General features: G+C 30.9%; 17 protein-coding genes and 1 pseudogene. 9 read left to right on the forward strand and 9 right to left on the reverse strand.

Features of this window, described 5'->3' with window-relative positions:
- Positions 1-1,351: formate--tetrahydrofolate ligase (locus HKP59_RS10520; RefSeq protein WP_291806580.1), on the forward strand; the 1,351-nt coding region annotated here is incomplete at its 5' end.
- Positions 1,352-1,403: 52 nt separating this feature from the next.
- Here the strand turns inward: HKP59_RS10520 and HKP59_RS10525 are convergent.
- The 4 genes from HKP59_RS10525 to gyrB form a co-directional block, all read right to left on the reverse strand.
- Positions 1,404-2,444 carry an alkane 1-monooxygenase gene (locus tag HKP59_RS10525; protein ID WP_291806583.1) on the reverse strand — a complete coding sequence of 347 codons (1,041 nt, stop codon included), beginning with the start codon at positions 2,442-2,444 and terminating at the stop codon, positions 1,404-1,406.
- Between the two features lie 94 nt (positions 2,445-2,538).
- Positions 2,539-3,462, reverse strand: a complete 924-nt coding sequence (locus HKP59_RS10530) for a malate dehydrogenase (protein ID WP_291806585.1) — start codon at positions 3,460-3,462, stop codon at positions 2,539-2,541.
- Between the two features lie 140 nt (positions 3,463-3,602).
- Positions 3,603-4,637, reverse strand: a complete 1,035-nt coding sequence (locus HKP59_RS10535) for a DUF6588 family protein (protein WP_291806588.1) — start codon at positions 4,635-4,637, stop codon at positions 3,603-3,605.
- 87 nt (positions 4,638-4,724) lie between these two features.
- Positions 4,725-6,665, reverse strand: coding sequence for a DNA topoisomerase (ATP-hydrolyzing) subunit B (gene gyrB, locus HKP59_RS10540; protein WP_291806592.1), 1,941 nt, complete (start codon positions 6,663-6,665; stop codon positions 4,725-4,727).
- A gap of 396 nt (positions 6,666-7,061) precedes the next feature.
- Between gyrB and guaA the strand changes: the two genes are divergently transcribed.
- Together guaA and HKP59_RS10550 are read left to right on the forward strand one after the other, a co-directional pair.
- Positions 7,062-8,594 carry a glutamine-hydrolyzing GMP synthase gene (gene guaA, locus HKP59_RS10545; protein ID WP_291806595.1) on the forward strand — a complete coding sequence of 511 codons (1,533 nt, stop codon included), beginning with the start codon at positions 7,062-7,064 and terminating at the stop codon, positions 8,592-8,594.
- Between the two features lie 27 nt (positions 8,595-8,621).
- Positions 8,622-10,322, forward strand: coding sequence for a LysM peptidoglycan-binding domain-containing protein (locus HKP59_RS10550; protein WP_291806597.1), 1,701 nt, complete (start codon positions 8,622-8,624; stop codon positions 10,320-10,322).
- Positions 10,323-10,383: 61 nt separating this feature from the next.
- Here HKP59_RS10550 and HKP59_RS10555 read toward each other — a convergent pair whose 3' ends face one another.
- Together HKP59_RS10555 and ccsA are read right to left on the reverse strand one after the other, a co-directional pair.
- Complete coding sequence (locus HKP59_RS10555; protein WP_291806599.1) at positions 10,384-10,899, reverse strand: DUF2892 domain-containing protein; 516 nt, start codon at positions 10,897-10,899, stop codon at positions 10,384-10,386.
- Positions 10,900-10,950: 51 nt separating this feature from the next.
- The gene (gene ccsA, locus HKP59_RS10560; RefSeq protein ID WP_291806601.1) at positions 10,951-14,070 is read right to left on the reverse strand and encodes a cytochrome c biogenesis protein CcsA; all 3,120 of its coding nucleotides are present in this window, start codon (positions 14,068-14,070) and stop codon (positions 10,951-10,953) included.
- Positions 14,071-14,442: 372 nt separating this feature from the next.
- Between ccsA and HKP59_RS10565 the strand changes: the two genes are divergently transcribed.
- The 6 genes and pseudogenes from HKP59_RS10565 to HKP59_RS10590 all read left to right on the forward strand — a co-directional run bounded on the left by HKP59_RS10565 (position 14,443) and on the right by HKP59_RS10590 (position 17,914).
- The gene (locus tag HKP59_RS10565; RefSeq protein ID WP_291806603.1) at positions 14,443-15,819 is read left to right on the forward strand and encodes a tryptophanase; all 1,377 of its coding nucleotides are present in this window, start codon (positions 14,443-14,445) and stop codon (positions 15,817-15,819) included.
- A gap of 58 nt (positions 15,820-15,877) precedes the next feature.
- Positions 15,878-16,330, forward strand: coding sequence for an Rrf2 family transcriptional regulator (locus HKP59_RS10570; protein ID WP_291806605.1), 453 nt, complete (start codon positions 15,878-15,880; stop codon positions 16,328-16,330).
- Between the two features lie 82 nt (positions 16,331-16,412).
- On the forward strand, positions 16,413-17,006 hold the full coding sequence (locus HKP59_RS10575) for a DUF4230 domain-containing protein (RefSeq protein ID WP_291806607.1): 594 nt from the start codon (positions 16,413-16,415) through the stop codon (positions 17,004-17,006).
- 19 nt (positions 17,007-17,025) lie between these two features.
- Positions 17,026-17,112: pseudogene (locus HKP59_RS10580) on the forward strand (MmcQ/YjbR family DNA-binding protein); the annotation flags it as partial.
- Between the two features lie 76 nt (positions 17,113-17,188).
- Entirely contained in the window at positions 17,189-17,551 is a 363-nt protein-coding gene (locus tag HKP59_RS10585) for an MmcQ/YjbR family DNA-binding protein (protein WP_291806609.1), read from the forward strand.
- Between the two features lie 108 nt (positions 17,552-17,659).
- A complete protein-coding gene (locus tag HKP59_RS10590; protein ID WP_291806611.1) occupies positions 17,660-17,914 on the forward strand; it encodes a hypothetical protein in 255 nt (84 codons plus the stop codon).
- Positions 17,915-17,932: 18 nt separating this feature from the next.
- Here the strand turns inward: HKP59_RS10590 and HKP59_RS10595 are convergent, their stop codons facing one another.
- From HKP59_RS10595 to HKP59_RS10605, 3 genes are all read right to left on the reverse strand, one after another.
- A complete protein-coding gene (locus tag HKP59_RS10595) occupies positions 17,933-19,804 on the reverse strand; it encodes a hypothetical protein (protein ID WP_291806613.1) in 1,872 nt (623 codons plus the stop codon).
- Between the two features lie 189 nt (positions 19,805-19,993).
- Positions 19,994-20,278 carry a hypothetical protein gene (locus tag HKP59_RS10600; protein WP_291806615.1) on the reverse strand — a complete coding sequence of 95 codons (285 nt, stop codon included), beginning with the start codon at positions 20,276-20,278 and terminating at the stop codon, positions 19,994-19,996.
- Positions 20,279-20,455: 177 nt separating this feature from the next.
- Entirely contained in the window at positions 20,456-21,223 is a 768-nt protein-coding gene (locus HKP59_RS10605; protein ID WP_291806617.1) for a DUF5131 family protein, read from the reverse strand.
- Between the last annotated feature and the right edge of the window lie 499 nt (positions 21,224-21,722).

Here is a 21,722-nt window from a genome sequence, read left to right on the forward strand (position 1 = left end):
AGCCGGTGGAGGTCACTCACAGGTTGTACCTATGGAGGACATTAATTTACATTTTACGGGTGATTTTAACGCTATTGAAAAAGCGAATAATTTATTAGCAGCATTAATTGATAATAATTTACAAAGTAAATGTTGTAACCTAAATATTGACGCTAGAACTATTCTTTGGAAAAGAGTTATTGATATGAATGATAGGGCGTTACGAGACATAACTATTGGTTTAGGTGGAACAGCGAACGGAATTCCAAGAGAAGATGGTTTTAACATAACACCAGCATCTGAAGTCATGGCTATTTTATGTATGGCCACTGATTTTGAAGATTTAAAACAACGCTTAGGAGATATTTTCGTAGGTTTTACATTTGATAAAAAACCAATTTTTGCGCGTGATTTAAAAGCAGAGAATGCTATGGCTATTTTATTAAAAGATGCTATTAAACCAAACTTAGTTCAAACATTAGAAGAAAATCCTTCAATAATTCATGGTGGTCCGTTTGCAAATATAGCTCAAGGTACCAATACAATTATAGCCACTAAAATGGGGTTGTCATTATCTAATTATGTAATTACGGAAGCTGGATTTGGAGCTGATTTAGGAGCTGAAAAATTCTTAAATATTAAATGTGCTGCCGCTGGATTAAATCCAAAAGCAGTTGTGTTGGTTGCAACAATTAGAGCTTTACGTCACCATGGAGGCGCTAAAAAGGATGAATATAACACTCCAAATTTAACATTTGTAAAAGATGGATTCTGTAATTTAGAGAAACATATTGAAAATATACGTAAGTTTAAAATTGAACCAGTGGTCGCAATTAATGCTTTTATTACAGATTCAAAAGAGGAAATTAATTTTATAATTAATGAATGTAAGAAGCTAGGCGTACAAGCGGTAGTTTCTGAAGGCTGGGAAAAAGGTGGAGAAGGAACAAAAGATTTGGCGCAAGCGGTTGTCAATGTTGTTGAGGCAACAACCTCTCAATTTAAGCCAATATATGATTGGAATTCTCCGGTTGTAGAAAAGATAGAAAAAATAGCAAAAGAAATTTACGGTGCCGATGGGGTAGATTTTGATAAAAAAGCACTTTTAAACTTAAGAAGAATAGATCGTCTCGGATTCAATAATTTTGCAATTTGTATGGCGAAAACTCAAAAGTCATTTTCAGATAATGAATCATTAGTTGGCAGGCCAACTGGCTTCAAAGTTACGGTTCGTGAAATTGAAATTGCTGCAGGTGCACGATTTATAATTCCAATTTTAGGACAAATGATGCGTATGCCCGGATTGCCAGGTGTTCCGGCTTCAGAAGGAATGACTATTGATAACAATGGAGTAATTTCAGGGTTGTCTTAATAAGGTTGTCAAGGAATAAGAAAAAAGTGTCTTAAATTATTAAGGCACTTTTTTATGAAGTAGCTTTAAATTCTTCCAATTGTTTGTGCATTATTTTAAACCATAAAGGAGGAATTAATGCCAATAGCATCATTCCAGGATAACCAGTTATCATTTGTGGACTATTAGGTAATGCATCTAACAATTGATAATGTTTACTTGCTTTATAATGATGATCTGAATGGCGTGATAATTCGAATAACATACTTCTTCCAATAATGTGATTAGAATTCCAAGAATGGTAGGGTTTAACTCTTTCGTAGTTTCCGTTTTCTTTTAATATTCTCAATAATCCATAATGCTCAATGTAATTTACAGTTTCAAGCATCAATATTCCAAATACTGAAGCAGCTAAAAATGCCATCATAGTTTTTAAATTAAAAGTAAAATAGATGGTTAATAGCAGTCCTAACTGGGCAAATGTGTATACAATCATTCTATTAGAAAAAGAAAAAAAATGTTGACCATTCTTTTGTAATTTATTTTTTTCAATTTGCCAAGCTTGAAAATAACTACCTATTTGAGATCGAAACCAAAATACAAAAACTAGCTCACCTTTTCTAGCCGTTGCAGGATCTCTTGGTGTAGCAACATTATAATGATGACCACTATTATGATAAGGTAAAAAATGAGTTTCTAATGAGGTGAGTAATAGTATTTCGCCTAAAAATTGTTGAAACCTATTGGTTCTATGTCCTAACTCGTGTCCAACGTTAATTCCTAAAATACCACATAAAACACCTAAAGAAACTACTCGTCCAATAAATTCAAAAGTTGATAAATTATCTTGAATCGAAAATAGGAAGAAAATTAATAATCCTAATTGTATGGGTACAGTTGCAAATAGCACTGCGTTAAAATAGCTATCTTTTTTGAGCTCTTTTTTTTCTTCTAAATCTGAATTTTTAGCATTTGGTTTAAAAAACAGCTCCAAAATTGGTAGAAAACCGAAAGAAAAAATAATAGGTAAATAGGTCCAAACACCAAAATTTGTGAAAGAAATATATGCGGTAAATGCGAGTATAAAAACGCTTAAATATTTAATTTTGCTCATAATTAATGAATATTGCTGGATTTAAATATACATTAAAAATAAAAACTCCCCAAAATTGACATTTTGAGGAGTTTAAAATAGTTTCAAAAAGATATTAATCTAACAAAGCATTTGTTTTTTTAACACCTTCCGCGCTTGTATGTAATTTAGTCATTTGAGCTTCTGAAAGTTCTATTTCGACAATTTTTTCAATTCCATTTTTTCCTATTATACAAGGAACACCTATTGAAATATCATTTAAGCCAAATTCACCTTCTAATAAAGCTGAACAAGGGAACATTTTATGTTGGTCACAAGCAATAGCTTGGACCATTGAAGATACTGCTGCACCAGGAGCATACCAAGCACTTGTTCCTAATAATTTAGTTAATGTAGCTCCACCAACTTTAGTGTCTTCAACAACTTGTTGCATTCTTTCTTCTGTTAAAAATTCAGATACTGCAACGCTATTTCGAGCAGCCTTCTCAATTAATGGAACCATACCTGTATCACTATGACCTCCAATTACCATTCCGTCAATATCAGATTGTGGGCATCCTAATGCTTCAGCTAAACGGAATTTAAAGCGAGCACTATCTAGGGCTCCACCCATACCAATAATTCTGTTTTTAGGTAATCCTGTTGCTTTATGCGCTAAATAAGCCATTGTGTCCATTGGATTACTAACAACAATTATAATTACGTTAGGTGAATGTTCAATTAAATTAGTCGCTACAGTTTTAACAATGCCTGCATTAATTCCAATCAACTCTTCACGAGTCATTCCTGGTTTTCTAGGAATTCCACTTGTGATAACCGCAACATCACTTCCGGCTGTTTTTGAATAATCGTTTGTAGTTCCTGTAATTTTAGTGTCAAACTTCATTAATGAAGCTGTTTGCATTAAATCCATTGCTTTTCCTTCTGCAAATCCTTCTTTAATGTCAATTAGTGTTACTTCAGATGCGAAGTTTTTAATAGCAATGTACTCAGCACAACTTGCGCCTACAGCACCTGCTCCTACTACTGTTACTTTCATATTACTGTATTGTTTATTTGTGTTAAAAAAATTAGTGTTAAAATTACGATATTTAAACTAAACGAAAGTGAAAATTTTCATAAAAAAAAGATTGTAGATTAACGATCATTTTTGTACAAAAAATTATAGGAAATAAGATTTTATCTAAAGCTAAATGCAATTCCTCCTGTCACTGTATTGTATTCCTGAAGGGTGTAGTCTCCGAAAATTTTAATTGGCCCTAAACTTAAACGAGCACCAAGAGTAGTTCTAAAACCACTAGCATTAAAATCTAAAGATAGTGGATTCGTCACTATTATTGTTTTAGTATCGTTAGGAGCGGGATTACTAGTGTTATATTCTAATTCGTAGGTCCCCTTTAATTTTAATGTAGAAGTACCACCGTTGTACCCAAGACCACCATAAATATTTATTACTGGAAAGTTTAACGATGCGATTGCTTGAATTGTATATGCATTTAAGGTAAACTCAGCCTCTTGATTTGTTCCTTGAATAGAGCTATCATTTTGAATATCATAATTAACATTCATATTTGTAAAAGCTCCAAGTATCGAAATATTTAATGGTAATTTTTCAAAAGTCCCAAAAATACTAGTAATATCTTTTTTTAACCCTATTCCAAATAGATTTCCTTTTACATCTTCAGATCCAACTTCAGGAACAAGACGTATCATTACATCTGTTTTATAAGGTAATCCTAATGTTAGTTGAAGGTTAGGCGTTGGTACTGCGTTTAAAGGTAAATCATCTTTTACACCTCCAGGCATATTAAAAGTAGCACTTACATTTTCACCATCAATAGTATCAGAATAAGTTACCGGTGCTTCAAGAGAATTTTCACCCGCAACCGTTGCCCCTGTTGATGAAGTTGATGTTGTTGAAGATGATAATCCTAAATCTGAAAATTTAAATATTTCATCTTTAGTAGGTATAATTGCTGCATTTAATCCAATAGTGATGTCAAAACCTAGCTTTTTATGTGTTTTAGCTGTATGGTACCAGCCGTTGTTCATCCCATAAATTAATCCTTTCATAGCCGGGTTTATATAGGCTTCGGTTAATTTTGAAGCATCTTCAGTTCCAGAAAGTAAAATAGATTCAATTCCATCAGCATCTTGTGATTGTACTGACAACGTAATTAATAATGCGAAAATAATTGTAGATAGATTTTTCATAAAGTTGATTTAGTTAGTTTAATTTCAAATATAATAAAAAAAAGACCGCTTGAAATAGCGGTCTTTTTTTAATATATAAAATCAAAATTATGCATCTATATTGGCATATTTTGCGTTTTTCTCTATAAATGCTCTACGCGGTGGAACTTCGTCACCCATAAGCATTGAAAATACTCTATCCGCTTCTGTTAAATTATCAATAGTCACTTGGCGTAATGTTCTAAATTCAGGATTCATGGTTGTATCCCAAAGCTGGGTGGCATTCATTTCACCAAGACCTTTATAACGTTGTATGTTCACACTCCCACCTAAATTATGAGCAATTAAATCGCGTTGGTCATCAGTCCAAGCATATTCTTTCTTTTGACCTTTTTTAACTAAATATAAAGGTGGTGTTGCTATAAAAATGTGTCCATTTTCAATTAATTCTTTCATATATCGAAAGAAGAAAGTAAGAATTAATGTAGCAATATGACTACCATCAACATCGGCATCACACATAATAACTACTTTATTATAGCGTAATTTAGATAAGTTTAAAGCTCTTGGATCATCTTCAGTACCAATTGAAACTCCCAATGCTGTGTACATGTTTTTGATTTCTTCATTTTCAAAAACTTTGTGTTGCATTGCTTTTTCAACATTTAATATTTTCCCTCTCAATGGCAAAATAGCTTGAAAAGCTCTATCACGACCTTGTTTTGCTGTACCACCTGCAGAATCTCCCTCAACTAAAAAGATTTCACATTTTTCGGGATCTGTTTCAGAACAGTCACTTAATTTACCAGGTAAACCTCCAATAGACATTACTGTTTTACGTTGCACCATTTCACGTGCTTTACGTGCAGCGTGTCTAGCCGTTGCAGCTAAAACAACTTTTTGAACAATGGTTCTAGCATCATTTGGATTTTCTTCTAAATAATCACTTAACATTTCAGAAACTGCTTGACTTACAGCTGAAGTTACTTCACGGTTACCTAATTTGGTTTTCGTTTGTCCTTCAAACTGTGGTTCAGCAACTTTAACAGAAATAATAGCTGTTAATCCTTCTCTAAAATCATCACCAGCAATATCAAACTTTAGTTTATCTAACATTCCAGAACCTTCAGCGTATTTTTTTAGTGTATTTGTCAAACCACGTCTAAAACCAGAAAGATGAGTTCCTCCTTCGTGAGTATTAATATTATTTACATATGAATGTAAATTTTCAGTATAGGATGTATTGTACACCATTGCAACTTCAACAGGAATACCGTTTTTTTCGCCTTCTATTGAAATAATATTAGCTGTTAATTGTTCTCTAGTGGCATCTAAATATCTTACAAACTCAGGCAAACCTTCATCACTATAAAATCTTTCTGTTGTAAAGTTACCTTCTTCATCAGTAACTCTTTTATCAGTCAATGTTATGGTAAGTCCTTTATTCAAAAATGAAAGTTCACGCATTCTTGTTGCTAAAGTTTCATAATTAAACTCTGTTGTTTGTGTAAAAATTGACTTATCAGGAGTGAAGGTAACCATAGTTCCTTTATCATCACTTTCCCCAATTGATTTCACTGGATATAAAGCTTTTCCTAATTCGTATTCCTGTTCCCAAATTTTACCATCTAAATAAACCGTAGCTTTTAAATGTGACGAAAGTGCATTTACTACAGACACACCAACACCATGCAAACCTCCAGAAACTTTATATGAATCTTTATCAAATTTACCACCAGCACCAATTTTTGTCATTACAACTTCAAGTGCAGACACTCCTTCTTTTTTATGTATTCCAATAGGAATTCCACGACCATTATCTTTTACAGATAACGAACCATCTTTATTTATAATTACTCCAATAGTGTCACAATGACCTGCCATGGCTTCATCAATAGAGTTATCTACTACTTCATATACTAAATGATGCAATCCTCTTACGCTTACATCTCCAATGTACATGGATGGACGCTTACGTACATGCTCCATTCCTTCTAACGCCTGAATACTATCAGCTGAATAATCGTGTTTTTTGGCTTCTTCGCTCATATTTCTAAATCTATTAATTATTAAAATATCAACTCCAAATATAATTATAGATTGAATGATTTCAATGGGTTTAAAGTTAGTTGAAATAGTAAGTTATTAACAATTGTTTATGACAGAGAAAGTCTCTTAAAATCCTTTAAAATAGGTTTATTTCCGTTTTTTTATTTTTTTATGTTTGTCAAAAATCTTCAAATACAAAAAATGCGTTATTTTGCTTAATTTAAAGCCGAAAAATAGAAATTATTCATTCTTTTATGTGGAATATTCAATTTGAAAGAGCAAATCGTTTCATAAAATCCTGCGATATGTAAATTATCTTTTTATTTATCTAATAAGTTGTTAAGAAAAAATGTTTCCAAAAAATAGGGTATATTTATATTAATATTATTTTTGCGGATGCAACAAAAAGTACTTATTTTAGATTTCGGGTCGCAATACACTCAATTAATTGCGCGTAGAGTTAGGGAACTCAACATTTTTTGCGAGATTTTCCCTTACAATAGTAAAAACTTTATTTTAGATAATTACAAGGCGGTGATTCTTTCAGGTAGTCCTTTCTCAGTAAGGGCTGAAGATGCTCCTCATCCAGATTTATCAAATATAAAAGGGGAAATTCCATTGTTAGGTGTTTGTTTTGGTGCGCAGTTTATGGCGCATAATTTTGGAGGAAAAGTAGCTGCTTCAAACACTAGGGAATATGGTAGAGCTAATTTATCTTTTATTAAAGATAATGAATTATTTTTTGAAGGCGTAGAAGAAGGAAGTCAGGTTTGGATGAGCCATAGCGATACTATTGTAAATTTGCCAGAAGATTGTGAGCTCATTGGAAGTACTCATGATGTTGCCAATGCAGCTTTCAAAATAAAGAATGAAACTACGTATGGAATTCAATTTCATCCAGAAGTGTATCACTCAAAAGATGGATTGAAAATTTTAGAAAATTTCTTAGTAAAAATAAGCGGAGTTGCGCAAACTTGGACGCCAGATTCATTTGTTGAATCAACAGTTGATAGATTGAAAAATCAATTAGGAAATGACAAAGTTGTTTTAGGACTTTCAGGAGGAGTAGATTCAACAGTAGCAGCAGTTTTATTGAGCAAGGCAATTGGCGATAATTTGTACTGTATATTTGTAAATAACGGTTTGTTGCGTAAGAATGAATTTGAAAATGTACTAGATCAATACAAAGGAATGGGGTTAAATGTGAAAGGTGTTGATGCTTCGGCACGTTTCTTGGATGGTTTAAAAGGGGAACAAGATCCAGAGGGTAAACGTAAAATAATTGGTAGAGTGTTTATTGAAGTTTTTGATGATGAAGCACATTTATTGGAAGATGTGAAATGGTTAGCACAGGGAACTATTTATCCTGATGTGATAGAATCTGTATCTGTAACGGGAGGTCCTTCAGCAACTATAAAATCACATCATAATGTTGGTGGATTGCCCGATTTTATGAAACTAAAAGTAGTTGAGCCATTAAAAATGTTATTTAAAGATGAGGTGCGCAGGGTAGGTAGTTCCTTAGGAATTGATGCTGAATTATTAGGAAGACATCCATTTCCAGGACCTGGTTTAGGAATTAGAATTTTAGGTGATATTACGGCTGAAAAAGTTAGAATACTACAAGAAGTTGATGACATTTTTATAAACGGATTAAAAGAATCTGGATTGTATGATAAAGTGTGGCAAGCAGGAGCAATGTTATTACCAGTAAATTCTGTGGGAGTTATGGGAGATGAAAGAACGTATGAGAAAGCGGTTGTTTTACGTGCAGTAGAGTCTACCGACGGGATGACTGCCGATTGGGTAAATTTACCTTATGAGTTTTTACAAAAAACATCAAATCAAATAATAAATGGTGTAAAGGGCGTTAATAGAGTAGTATATGATATTAGTTCCAAACCACCAGCAACAATTGAATGGGAATAATTTCCTATCTAATTTTAAAATTCTTTTATGAATAAAATACAACTGTTAGTACTATTTCTTTTTTTGAGTATTTCAATTTCTTTTGCACAGGAAAAGAAGTATGTTTCGTATGCAACAAAAAAAGGAGAAACATTAAAGAGTATTGCTAAAATTTATAATATGTCGAAAAAGGATTTAATGAGATTAAATCCTGGTGTTAGTAAAAAGCCTAAACCAAATACAGTTATTATTGTACCTAATAAAAATTTCGGGAAAGTTGTACCCGAAATTAAAGAAGTTGATGAGAAGCATTATTTAGTATTACCCAAAGAAACACTATTTGGAATTTCAAGGAAGTTTGGTGTTACCATAGAGGAATTAAAAAATGCGAATCCACATCTAGAGAATGGGCTTAAAATTGGAATGAAGTTAACAATTCCAAAGCCTAGCGTAACAATAGCGAAAGACTCAATTAATTACGTGTTACATACCGTTGTTAAAGATGATACACTATATAATTTAACGAAGAGATATCAAGTTGAAGAAGAAGACTTGTTGAACCTTAACCCATTATTAAATGAAGGTTTGAAGTTAGGAATGTTGTTAAAAATAAAGCCCTTAGAAACTATTGAAGAAGAAAGTGAACAAGAACTTTTCAGTGAAAAAATAAATTTTGATAAAGAGCTAAATGTTGTTTTTATGCTTCCATATCAGTTAAATAAATTGAATGATTCAATTAGAATTGGTAGCTTTGAAAAAACCAACTCATTATTAAATATTACAACTGATTTTCATTTAGGTGCCCAAATGGCAATAGATTCATTACGTCAAAAGGGAGTAAAAATTAATGTAACTTTTTTAGATACTGAAAACTCTAATTATAAGTTACAGTATTTAGTGACTAAAAATGATTTTAGTAAAGCAGATATTGTAATTGGACCATTATTTTTTGATAAAGCTCATTGGGTATCAAAGCGAATTAAGGCACCAGTTATTGCTCCTTTGTATTCAAAAAAACAAGATTCAATTTCAAAAGGTAATTTAATTAAGTCATCACCAGATTTTAATGTTTTTGAAGATAAGTTATTGTCTTATATGGAGAAATCTTATAAAGGGGAAAACGTAGTTATTGTTAATGATGAAAAGACTGAAAATCAGTCTAAACTTTGGCGAATAATAAATAAAATTAAAGCCTTTGATTCCATTCAAAATGTTGAAGTTATCAAACCTAAAGATGGTTATATTGCAAAGGAAGTTTTCATGAAAAAGTTAGATACCTTAGGGAAAAATTGGGTACTTCTTATTAGTGATGAAATAGTAACTACCTATGCAACTATTAATAATTTAAAAACGTATGCTGAAGATGTAGATATAAGTTTATTTACGATAACTAAAGGAAGAAATTTTGAAAATATTAGTAACAACTTTTTAGGAAAGTTAAATTTTGTTTATGTTACTTCAGAATTTTTAAACGTGGATGATGAGAATGTAAAGCGATTTTATGAAAAGTATAAATCAAAAAATTATACCTTACCTACAAATTATGCAATAAGAGGTTTTGATGTAACCTATGATTCTCTTTTAAGAATTGCTAGTTCAACTACGTTTAACTCGGCATTAAATGATGGGAAATCTCAAAGAATATCGGCTATATTTGATTATGAGAAAAAACTGTTTGGAAGTTTTGAGAATAAGGGTGTATTTTTAATTAAATACACTAAAGACTTAGAAGCCATAATATTGGAATAAATTCAAATAATAAAAAACCTCAATTAAAAAATTGAGGTTTTTTATTATTTAAAGTGAAAACTTACATTTTCTTCATTTGATCTTTTAACATTTTAATTTGATCAGCTAATACTTTTTGAGTATCTAATTTTTTAGCTTCATTAATTAACATTGTAGCCTCTCTTTTTCTTCTTTTAGACATAGCAATACCAGCTAGTTGTAATTTTGCCATTGCAATATCATGTTTCATACTTAAGCCAAGGCTTAATGCTTTTTTAAAGAATTTTTCAGCTTGGGTTAAGTTGGTTTGTGATACCATAATTCCATGTAAAAAATTAAAGTAGCCTTGTTGTTTTTTTACCAAAGCAGTTGATGGATTTTTGATATAGCTAAGCCATTTACTGGCACCTGCAAAGTTTTGACTTCTTAATTGCCAAAATGCAAGAAGGATAAATTCATTTTTAAAGTATAACAGTACAAAAATACCTGCAAATAAAATCAATGAAATCCCATTCATTATATTTCCATCGATAAACTGAAAAACGGACCACACTAAAATGGCTCCTGCAATAACTAATTTTATATATTTATTAAACATTTATAAATTATTTTTTTGGATTGCAAAGTTACATTTTTAGAATGATTTTACTTATTTTTTATAGTATTTTTTATGTTTGAAGTAGGCAAAAATGGATATCACAGTGACTATTCCAATTGCATAAAAGACAAACGTTGGTGTAATTACTTTATCACCACTTGCATACGAATGTAAACCAGAAAGATAAAAATTCACTCCAAAATAGGTCATTAAAATAGAAGCAAAAGCTGCTATTGAGAATACATTAAATAAAAATTTACTTCGTAAACCTGGGATTAATCGCAAGTGAAGTACAAAAGCATATATTATAATACTTATTAAAGCCCAAGTTTCCTTTGGATCCCAACCCCAATAACGACCCCAACTTTCATTGGCCCATTGACCACCTAAAAAGTTTCCAATGGTAAGCATAACTAAACCAACAGTTATTGACATTTCATTAATAATGGTTAGTTCCTTAATCATTAATCCAATTTTTGCTTTGTTCTTTTTGGTTGTTAAAATCATTAAGAGTAGTGATATTAGTCCTAAAATCATTCCTAAAGCGAAAGGACCATAACTAGCAACAATTATTGCTACGTGTATCATTAACCAATATGAATTTAAAACAGGAACTAAGTTTGCAATTTCAGGATCCATCCAATTCCAATGCGCTACCATTAAAATAAAAGCAGTTAAAAATGCTGTGGCAGCAATTGTCATTGAAGATTTTCTTCCAAAAATTAATCCAAAGAGCATGGTTGCCCAACCTACATAAATCATAGATTCATAAGCATTACTCCAAGGCGCATGACCACTTACAATCCATCTAGCAATAAGTCCTCCCGTATGCATTAAAAATAAACCAATAATAATTGCAATGCTTGCTTTTATTAAGAAGTTTATGATTTTGTTATTGCTGAAAATTTGAAAGATCACAAAAAAGAACATCAATGTTCCAATGTACATATAGTAGCTAAATAACTTTTTGAAGACATCATATTTGTTATAAGCAATTTCTAATTCAATTTTATCATCTGAAGGATATACTGCACTTCCATATTTTTTCTGAAAATTAATAATACCATCTAATATTTCATCTGCAGTTTTATAATCTTTTGAGGCACTTGCACTTGACAATGTTTGTAAATATATAGGAAGTATTTGTCTAACAAATACAGAATCTTGTCCTTTTAAATTCATTTTTTGAATTTCATTTACGGCAACCCAAGTATTGTTAGCGTCATTTGGAATTGGAAATATTTTAAGAATAGCACCCGTAATTGCAGAGTATAGTAAATTAACTCTTCTATCTACATTAATAACATCTTTTTCAAATTTACTTTTGATATTACTTTTTTGTGCTTCTTGTTGAAATTCTGTAATTTTATAATTTCCTTTTTGATCAAAAAAGTTAGCTAATGATGCATATTTATTTTCATGAGGAATACCTATAATATCTCTTAACTTTGTATTCCCTTTTTCAATATATATGATTGGAATTTGAAACCAAATTCTAGGATTTTGTTGAATAGATAAAAATACTTGTGTTGCATTCATATCTTCAAAAGTATCGTGCTTACTAACTTTTCTTAGTAGTTGGGATGCATAGGTGTGTACAGGTTTCATTCTTCCTCCTGCATCTTGAATAACAAGTTTGCTAAAGTTTTCAGTATGTTCAATATCTATATAATTTTCTTTTAAAATAGAATCTATTTGAGTTTTAGTTAATACATGTGAGTGGTCCTGAGCAAAAGAAATTGAACCTAAAAGCATGATGGCGATAATAGAAAGTGCACTCTTTTTAATTCTAATTTTTTGCAAACTTTTTCTTAGAAAATCGAATCTCGTGTTTTTCATAAATAGAATTAATATTAAGCCTGCGTATAATAAAAAGTAACCAATGTAAGTTATTGTTGACCCCCAAAAATCATGATTTACAGACAAATGAGTCTCTTCATATTGCGGTGTAATATTGTAACTTGATTGAAAGAATTTATACCCTTTATAATTTAAAATATGATTCATAAATATTCTAAAATCAAAAGTTTCTTCAGGAGCCATTACCGTAATTTCACTTGCAAAAGACATAGCGCTTTTTGAACCTGGATAATTTTCTAACTGAAAATCATTTAATTTAATACTAAAAGGTAATTCTAATTGTTTAGCTCCATAACTCATTCTGAAATTTAAATTCCCAACTGAGAATTGAGTAGGTGGTTGAATTGTAAATTGACCACCTATCAGTTTGACTTCTTTTGTTTCATTTCCTGCAGAAACATCAAATTCAAGTTGTGCTAAATTATTTGCATCCTTATCTCCTGAAATAGTTTTATAATTTCCTTTTATGGCATATTGCGGTACAACAAATTGTAAGCCAGCAATAGAATGAACAGCTAAAATAGAAAAATCTTGTATTGAATCTTTTGTAATAGTTCCTTCATATTGATCTGCCATTCTAAAAAACGTACCATCTGAAGCAGCTTGTATTTTTAATTTTCCGTCAATGGTTTTAAAATCGATAGCGTTTTTATTTGATGAATCAAACCCAACAGCAACTCCGTGCACAACTTCAGTAGTTCCTCTTTTTATGTAGTGATCGTGTCTTCCACCGCCGCCAGATTCAACTACTTTTAAATATTCTGAACCATTTTCACTTTCTTCAAAAACCTCTTGAGCATTTTTTATGTAATTTTTTAATTTTACTTCAACATCCGTTCCTTTAAAATCGGTTTTATAACTATAATTATTTGAACCAATAGAAGACAATAATATTTTATGATGTACGGGTGTTTTCTGTTCATTCCCATCATTCATTACAATACTAATATAACTTGCTTCTGAGAGGAAAGTATTACTCACAGCACCTTCTTTAATTGGCATGATTCCTTCATAACTTATATATCGTGTAATTCCTGCTCCAACTAGAATTAAAAAGAACGATAAGTGAAAAACTAAGACAACTAGTTTTTCTTTTTTATATAATTTATATTTAAAAATATTACCAAAGAAATTGATTGCAAATAAAATCATTATAGCCTCAAACCACCAAGCATTGTAAACTAATGCTTTTGAAGTTTCTGTACCAAAATCATTTTCAATAAATGTTGCAACACCCATTGCTAAGGCAAAAGCTATAAATAAAACAGCCATTAAACGAGTTGAGTAAATAATCGAAAGAAATTTGTTCATTACAAAGTTTTAATCATTAAAAAATGTTTTGCAAAAATAGTGATATTTGTCATACTTCTTATTATAAAACGCTATTTTAAGAAAATATTAATTTTGCAAAAACGCTATTGCAAATATAAATGTAACTTATGTTACTTTTAATGACAATAGTCATTAAAAAACTCGATTGAAATAAATTACTATAATAAAATAATGTTGTAATTTTACGAATTGAAACTTTGTAATGAAAAATTTAAGTTTTTATAAAATACACAATAATACCTACCAAAATGTAAAGCGTCCAGAATGCTTTATGAATTAAACTACACTATTTTTCAGTGATTATTTATCACAAAGTATAAAACGTATTTATTAAAATTAAAATTACTTATTATGGAATTACCATATGCAGAACCCTATAAAATAAAAATGGTTGAATCTATTAAAAGGTCAACCAAAGAGCAGCGATTGAAATGGATTAAAAAAGCAAATTATAACTTATTCAACCTGTCATCAGAGAATGTTTTTATTGATTTACTAACTGATTCAGGTACAGGAGCGATGAGCGATAAACAATGGGCTGAAATGATGATAGGCGATGAAAGTTATGCGGGGTCTTCCTCATTTTTAAAATTAAAAAAAACTGTAAAGAAAATTACAGGATTTAAATATTTTTTACCAACTCACCAAGGAAGAGCCGCTGAAAATGTTTTATTTTCGGTTCTTGTAAAAGAAGGAGATATTGTTCCTGGAAATTCGCATTTTGATACTACCAAAGGACATATTGAATTTAGAAAAGCAACAGCAGTAGATTGTACCATTGATGAAGCTTTTGATACCTCAATTATTCACCCTTTTAAAGGGAATATAGATTTAAACAAATTAGAAAAAGTTTTTAAGAGCCATCCAAAAGAAAAGATTCCCTTTGTAATTTTAACCATTACTTGCAACAGTGCAGGAGGACAGCCAGTTTCAGTTCAAAACACGAAAGAAGTTTCTCAACTATGCAAAAAATATGGAATTCCATTATATTTTGATTCAGCACGTTATGCGGAGAATGCTTATTTTATTAAAAAAAGAGAACTAGGTTACGAAAACAAAACGATTAAAGAAATTGTAAAAGAAGTGTTTTCTTATGGAGATGGTATGACTATTAGTGCTAAAAAAGATGGTTTAGTAAACATGGGTGGATTTATTGCTTTAAATAATGAGGAAGTTTTTAAGCAAGCAACAGTTTTTAATATTATGTATGAAGGATTTATTACATATGGTGGAATGAATGGACGAGATATGGGAGCCTTAGCTGTTGGTTTAGATGAGGCTACTGAATTTAATTATTTAGAAAGTAGAGTTGAGCAAGTTGCATATTTAGGAAAAAAACTGGTTGAATATGGAGTGCCTGTTCAGCAACCATTTGGAGGACACGCTATATTTTTGGATGCCAATAAGTTTGTTCCAAAAATCCCAAGAGAAGAATATAGAGCACAAGCCTTAGCTATTGAAATATATATTGTAGGAGGAATTCGAGGAGTTGAAATAGGTACGGTATTGGCAGATCGTGATCCTTTTACTAGAAAAAATCGTTTCCCAGATTTAGAATTAGTACGTTTAGCAATTCCAAGAAGAACTTATACCAATAATCATATGGATTATATAGCTGCGACGCTAAAAAACATATATGATACCAGAGAGGAAGCTAAATCAGGATATGAAATTACAGATGAAGCACCTATTATGAGACATTTTACTGTTAAATTTAAAAAAATATAAGATTCTTTTGCCCTTTTTTGTAGTTTTACAAGAAATAATTGATAAAATATAAATAAATATGGTATTATCTAGAGCTAGTAAATATGCAATATTAGCTACCTTATACTTAGCGTTAAATTCAAGTAAGGATAAAAAACTTAGTGTTAAAATTGTTTCTGAACGTATTGATGTCCCAAGCCCTTTTTTGGCAAAATTATTACAACAGTTAGTTCGTAATAAACTAATATCTTCAACAAAAGGACCAAATGGTGGATTCTATTTAACAGTTAAAAATAATAATAAGAGTATTTATGATATTATTGAAATTATTGATGGTGTAAATAAATTTAATGAATGTTTTTTAGGGTTGAATGAATGTGATTCTAAGCATCCGTGCCCAGTTCATTTTATAGTTGAACCTTTTAAAGAAAAAATTATGAGTAAATTTAAAGATAAAACTATCAATGAATTTGCACAAGAAGTTGATGATAACGGAAGAGTTCTTACGCTAAAAGGGTTAGATTTAGATTAGCGATAGTATAATTATAAAAAAAAGCCATAACATGTTTATGGCTTTTTTTATAAATAGAAGTTTTTTTCATTACATTTAAATTATGGAATTAGGTTTAGGTATAATATTAGGAGCTGTGCTTTCTTATTGGGGAATATCATTTTTTAATAAAATGAAGGGGGCTGAAAACATTGAAAAACAATCAGTAGTTTTAATAGAAAAAATCAAAAGTGTGTGCAAGTTAATTACTGTTGAAGGAGATTTTGCAGAAATATATCATTATGAAAATACTAAAAATCATTTTTTAAACATTATTTCAAGTAAGAAGAAGGCTATTTTATTAATAAATGCGAAAGTTCATATAGGTTTTGATTTGTCTCAAATTAAATTGGAAGCAAATAATAAAAATCAAGAGATAAAACTTACGTATTTTCCATCTCCAAAAGTCCTTACAGTTGAAACAGAAGTGAAATATTACGATAAAAAAGATGGGTTTTTTAATAAATTTGAAGCGGAAGATTTAACTACCCTAAACAAAGAATCTAAATCTTTTATTATTGATAAAATTCCTGAAAGTGGATTATTAGAAACGGCTAATAAAGAAGCATTAGATACTGTTTTAATGATTGAAAAATTAATTGAAACATCAGGTTGGAAATTGAACTATTCTCAATTAATGATTGAAAATCAAGATTAGAATATATAAGATCATTACTATGAACATAGAGGAATTTAGGAATTATTGTTTATCTAAAAAATATGTAACGGAATGTTTTCCTTTTGATGAAGTTACTTTGGTATACTAATTAAATGTATGGGGAATGTAATAGGTGTAAAATCAGATACTTAGTTTATGAAAAGACATAAAAATAAGTCAAAGTGGTAAATATAGAACAATTAAGAGAGCATTGTTTAAAGAAAAAACATTGTACAGAGGAATTTCCATTCGATGCTACAACATTAGTATTTAAAGTTCTTAATAAAATGTTTTTGATAGCTCCACTAGACAAATGGGAGAGGGGTGAGGCTTCAATGACTGTTAAGTGTGACCCAATATATACATTAGAATTAAGAGAAAAATATGAAAGTATATATGCTGGTCCATATGTTAGTAATAAACACTGGAATTCAGTTGCAATATATAAGGGTGAGTTATCTCAAGATTTTATTTTGGAATTAATTGACCATTCTTACGATATGGTAATTAAAGCCATGCCTAAAAAGTTAAGAGATAAATTTTAGGACCTTAACTGTTTTTAATTTGATTTCTGTGTTTTTTAAACTATTTATTTATTGAAGTCTTTGGTATAATATTACCACTCAAAAAAATGAAACTAAATAAACCAAATCATGCGCATTCTAATTAACCCCAAACAATTATCACTGCTTACCTCCCATTTCCATATCGTTGAAGGACACGGTCTTATTGAAAATAAGGAAAATCTAATCCTAGAAGGTAGAACTCCTGAGTACCTTGTGAGCCTATGGATTTCATCATATCCCGCTGAAATTAGAATTGGCACAAATATGGGAAGTGGTGGTGCAATGGCTATAGCTCGTAAACTTTTTCCTTCAAGTCGTGTTTTCTCAGCCAAGAAAGCGTAATTATATCTTTAGTATTTATCAACTTGCTAATGGATTAATAATGTGACTTTCAAGAACGTAAATCAATTCTGGATTTATTCTATCATGAACTCGTAACACCCTATCATAAATTATTTCTCCACTAGCAAATACAATAATCGCATCTTCAAAAACAACCTCATCCCCATTGTTTATTTTCTCCAGAACCAAAGACCTTATTCCATCCTGATTGTTAATCAACTTGGCATAAACCCTTATATATTTCTTATCATCCACAACATCAGAACTTATAGACTTTGGTTCATTTAATGCTGGTTTTATCTCCGATGATTCAACTGCTTCACCATCTCCATTTGAGAGCTTTGCAGAGGTTTTAATACCTTGTTTTAAGATTATGGAATCCATTACTTCTTTTACTCTATTCGCATCCCTAGGGTGACATATCAAAGCATCATAGACATAGCCAACATAGATGAAATCTTCATTCAGAATTTCAACAACTTCAGTCATAATTTCCACCTCCTTTGTCATTAACCTTCGTGAAGTTATCTTGTGCTTAAATTCACTTGAGTGTTTTTCAGTTATTATATTTTGGAGCATATTTGGCTCATTCTTTTGATAATACTTGAATAGTGGTGATTTTTTCATTTGCCATACTTCTTTATTGAAAAAAGATAGATGTTCCAACTTAATATCACTGACATCAATATTCATCTCCAACCCCAAATCGCTGTGGGTCAAGTATTCCTTTGAGCCACCATAAAGGTTGATGGCGGAATTGGGATGCAAACAGGAATAATCTGCTTCTACATTTGCTTCATCTTTAATCTTTATCATATTCCTAATCCAAGATGGCATCAGGGTAATTGAATCAATAATTCGACCTCCACTTTTTTCACTTCCAACTTCTGGAAACATCAGTCCATCTTCGGTTAAGTAGTTGAATATTTTAATTGAATCTTCTATGAAGGAATATTTCTGTGGGTCTTTGAATTCAGACTTACTATGATGTCCCAACTTTTTTAGTAATTTCCCTTTTTTGGTCTTATAATTCGATTTTCTAAGTCTATCTCCTTCTTTCCATATTTGGTCTATTGTTGGTAATGAAATATCCTCATAAAATTGAATAAGATTTTGAACAATTCGATTTGATTGAGACTTCCCAGAAATCCTTATAAAATGCTTGTTTAAGAGTCTTTTAGCTTCTTTTGTTTGCAAATGATAGCTTACCATGCCTTTGCCAATATAAGCCTCTCCAAAGCGGTAAAAGAAGTTCTTTTCACCTTCGATGTGCTTGTGGTCACATTCAATAATTGCACCTCTATTTGTGGGATGTTCCAAGGCAGTTCTAACGTCCTTATATGTATTAGGGCTGAGGCTTAAAAACTCTCTTAGATATTTGGCATGAAGAGATTTCCATCCCTCTGACTCCGGATTATCTTGTATTTCAAAATATGTGGATGTTAGTTGGGTGGTGAACAACAAGCATAGTTCTCTTGCTACATCCTCATTCTCATGTATTGCGTTAAGCAACTTTTTAGGTATAAATCGTTTAATGACATATTCTATCTTTGTAGGAATCTTAATGATATTTCTATTGATAAAAAATAGGGGGAGTTGAGTACAAATATCAGTAGTTATATTATCATCAAAACACTCTGAATCCCTTATTGTATCTATAGATTTATTACTTATTACCTCATCATATATTAATACATCATTAATGAAGGTAGTAGATTTAATATTTATATTGGTTAATTGTTCAACTTTAGACGTATTATCTATATTATTATTTGATTGATTGCTATCTGACTTAATTAAGTCCGTATTAATATTGGTTTGTGTTGATTGATATTTAACAGATGAATTAGTACCATCCAATTTTAATATTTGTTTTTCATTTATTTTCATTTTTAATTATTTATTAAAATGAGTGTTTTTATATATATTTTTTGATATTTATATAGAGTGAACACTCTTTAATCTTGTTAGGATTACTCCAAAAATCCGTTATTTAACAAAAAGTTTTATAGATGACCCAAAGGTCAATTGGTGGTGGTATCACATTAATTTGGTACCACCATTTTTTATATGCTCATTTTAGGGTTTTTGCTTAACCAAATACTCATTGAAAATTCTTTTCATTCTAGATAACGTTTTATAGCGACCATTTTTAATGCTGTTATATTTTTCAGATGAGGTTTTTGGGAGTCTATAAATACTATTTAGCCATAGCTCCTTAAGCTGTTTAAATGCTTTATGCTGTTCTCGATATTCATTTAGAAAGTATAATAGAACCAATGTATCTTTTCGTTCACCTAATGGTAATCTGTTCAGGTCCATTTTTAGTTTCCATAATTTGTTATTGTGTTTTGTTTTTTTCATTGCAATTTGTTTTTTATCGGTATGTTATATTAATAAATATGTGGAATTGTCTCAATGTTAGACCATGGGGTTACAATTTTTATCACGAACTTTTTTTTGATATGATATTTTAATTATATATGGAGAAAAACACATTAAATAAGTGTGGAATGAACCACACTTATTTTACTATTGAATTTACTTAGGAAATTCCCTAATTTTCAACGAATCTGGAAATTCCTCTAGATTTCTAGCATGCCTATCTCGCAGTTCTAGTTCGTTGTGCAGATAGGTACCCAACTGCTTTACAAACACAGCCATTTGGGCGATTTTGCATACATCTACCAAGTACTCCAGCCATTCCAGCTCACAGGGCCCGTATCGATACAGACCAGTGTCGTTGCCACTCTCACCGCCTAGTATGGCCCAGTGATAGAATTCGGTTAGATACGACATGTAATCAGCCAGTTGGACAAACTCCAATAACGGCTCGAAGGATATGAATCGGACCACTGCTGGTACTTCAGATAGCGTTGTTATACGATGTCTGGTGGCGTTATTCTCAACAGATACGCCTAGCCACACGTTGTCGTAACCGCTGCCCCAATCATCTGGAAGATTATCTAATATTCGCTCAGGTCGCTTGGTTAGAATTTGATAAGTTAAGTGCGGTGTATTGCGAATGATTTCCCACGCCTCATCTCGCCACGCATCCGCCTCAGCGATGAAGAAATCACTCCAACTGCACGTAAATACCATAGCTGGCTCTTTTAGTTTATTTGGGAAATAGAATTTAGATTTAGACTTGAGTACCAGTCTGGCATCTTGCCCATATTTCATTTTATCACGAAACATATAACAGAATTTACATGCATCTGACAGCTTATGGCACCCGTGCCACGGATTCCAAGTTTCATCGGTCCAAGAAATAAGCGAACCGCCTGATTTTTTTACTTTTTTTATCATTTTTAAAAAGTTTTATAGACATCCTGTAATAGAAAATAGGATTCGGACCAGCTATCCTATACATATAATTTACTATATGAAACACAGAAGTAAATAGTAAAACTGAAAATAGTCACTCAGTTTAATTACAACTCCTATATTATTAAATATTCGAAAAAAAGTAAAAAGTCACTTGGGATGGTGACTTTTATTAGAAATAAATTAGAAAATCCAAATATTACTATGGATGAAGAGCAATAAAAACTCAGCATTCAATCGAATAAATACTTTTAACATTATTTTTTAATTATGAGATTAGATTATTTAAAATGGACTCTCAATATTAACTTCAAGATGATTCTGGTCGATGCAAATGAAATTTGCATCGATCAGAATTCCTAACATAAACCACTATTGTGATTTTATAAAGAAGATATTTAAGCAACTATTAAATGCCTCTTATTATATTTAAATGAAATAAATGTATTCAAATTAAATTGTTCTAAGTTTAAAAGTCTAC

The organism is Lutibacter sp. (assembly GCF_013041805.1).
Taxonomy (GTDB): Bacteria; Bacteroidota; Bacteroidia; order Flavobacteriales; family Flavobacteriaceae; genus Lutibacter.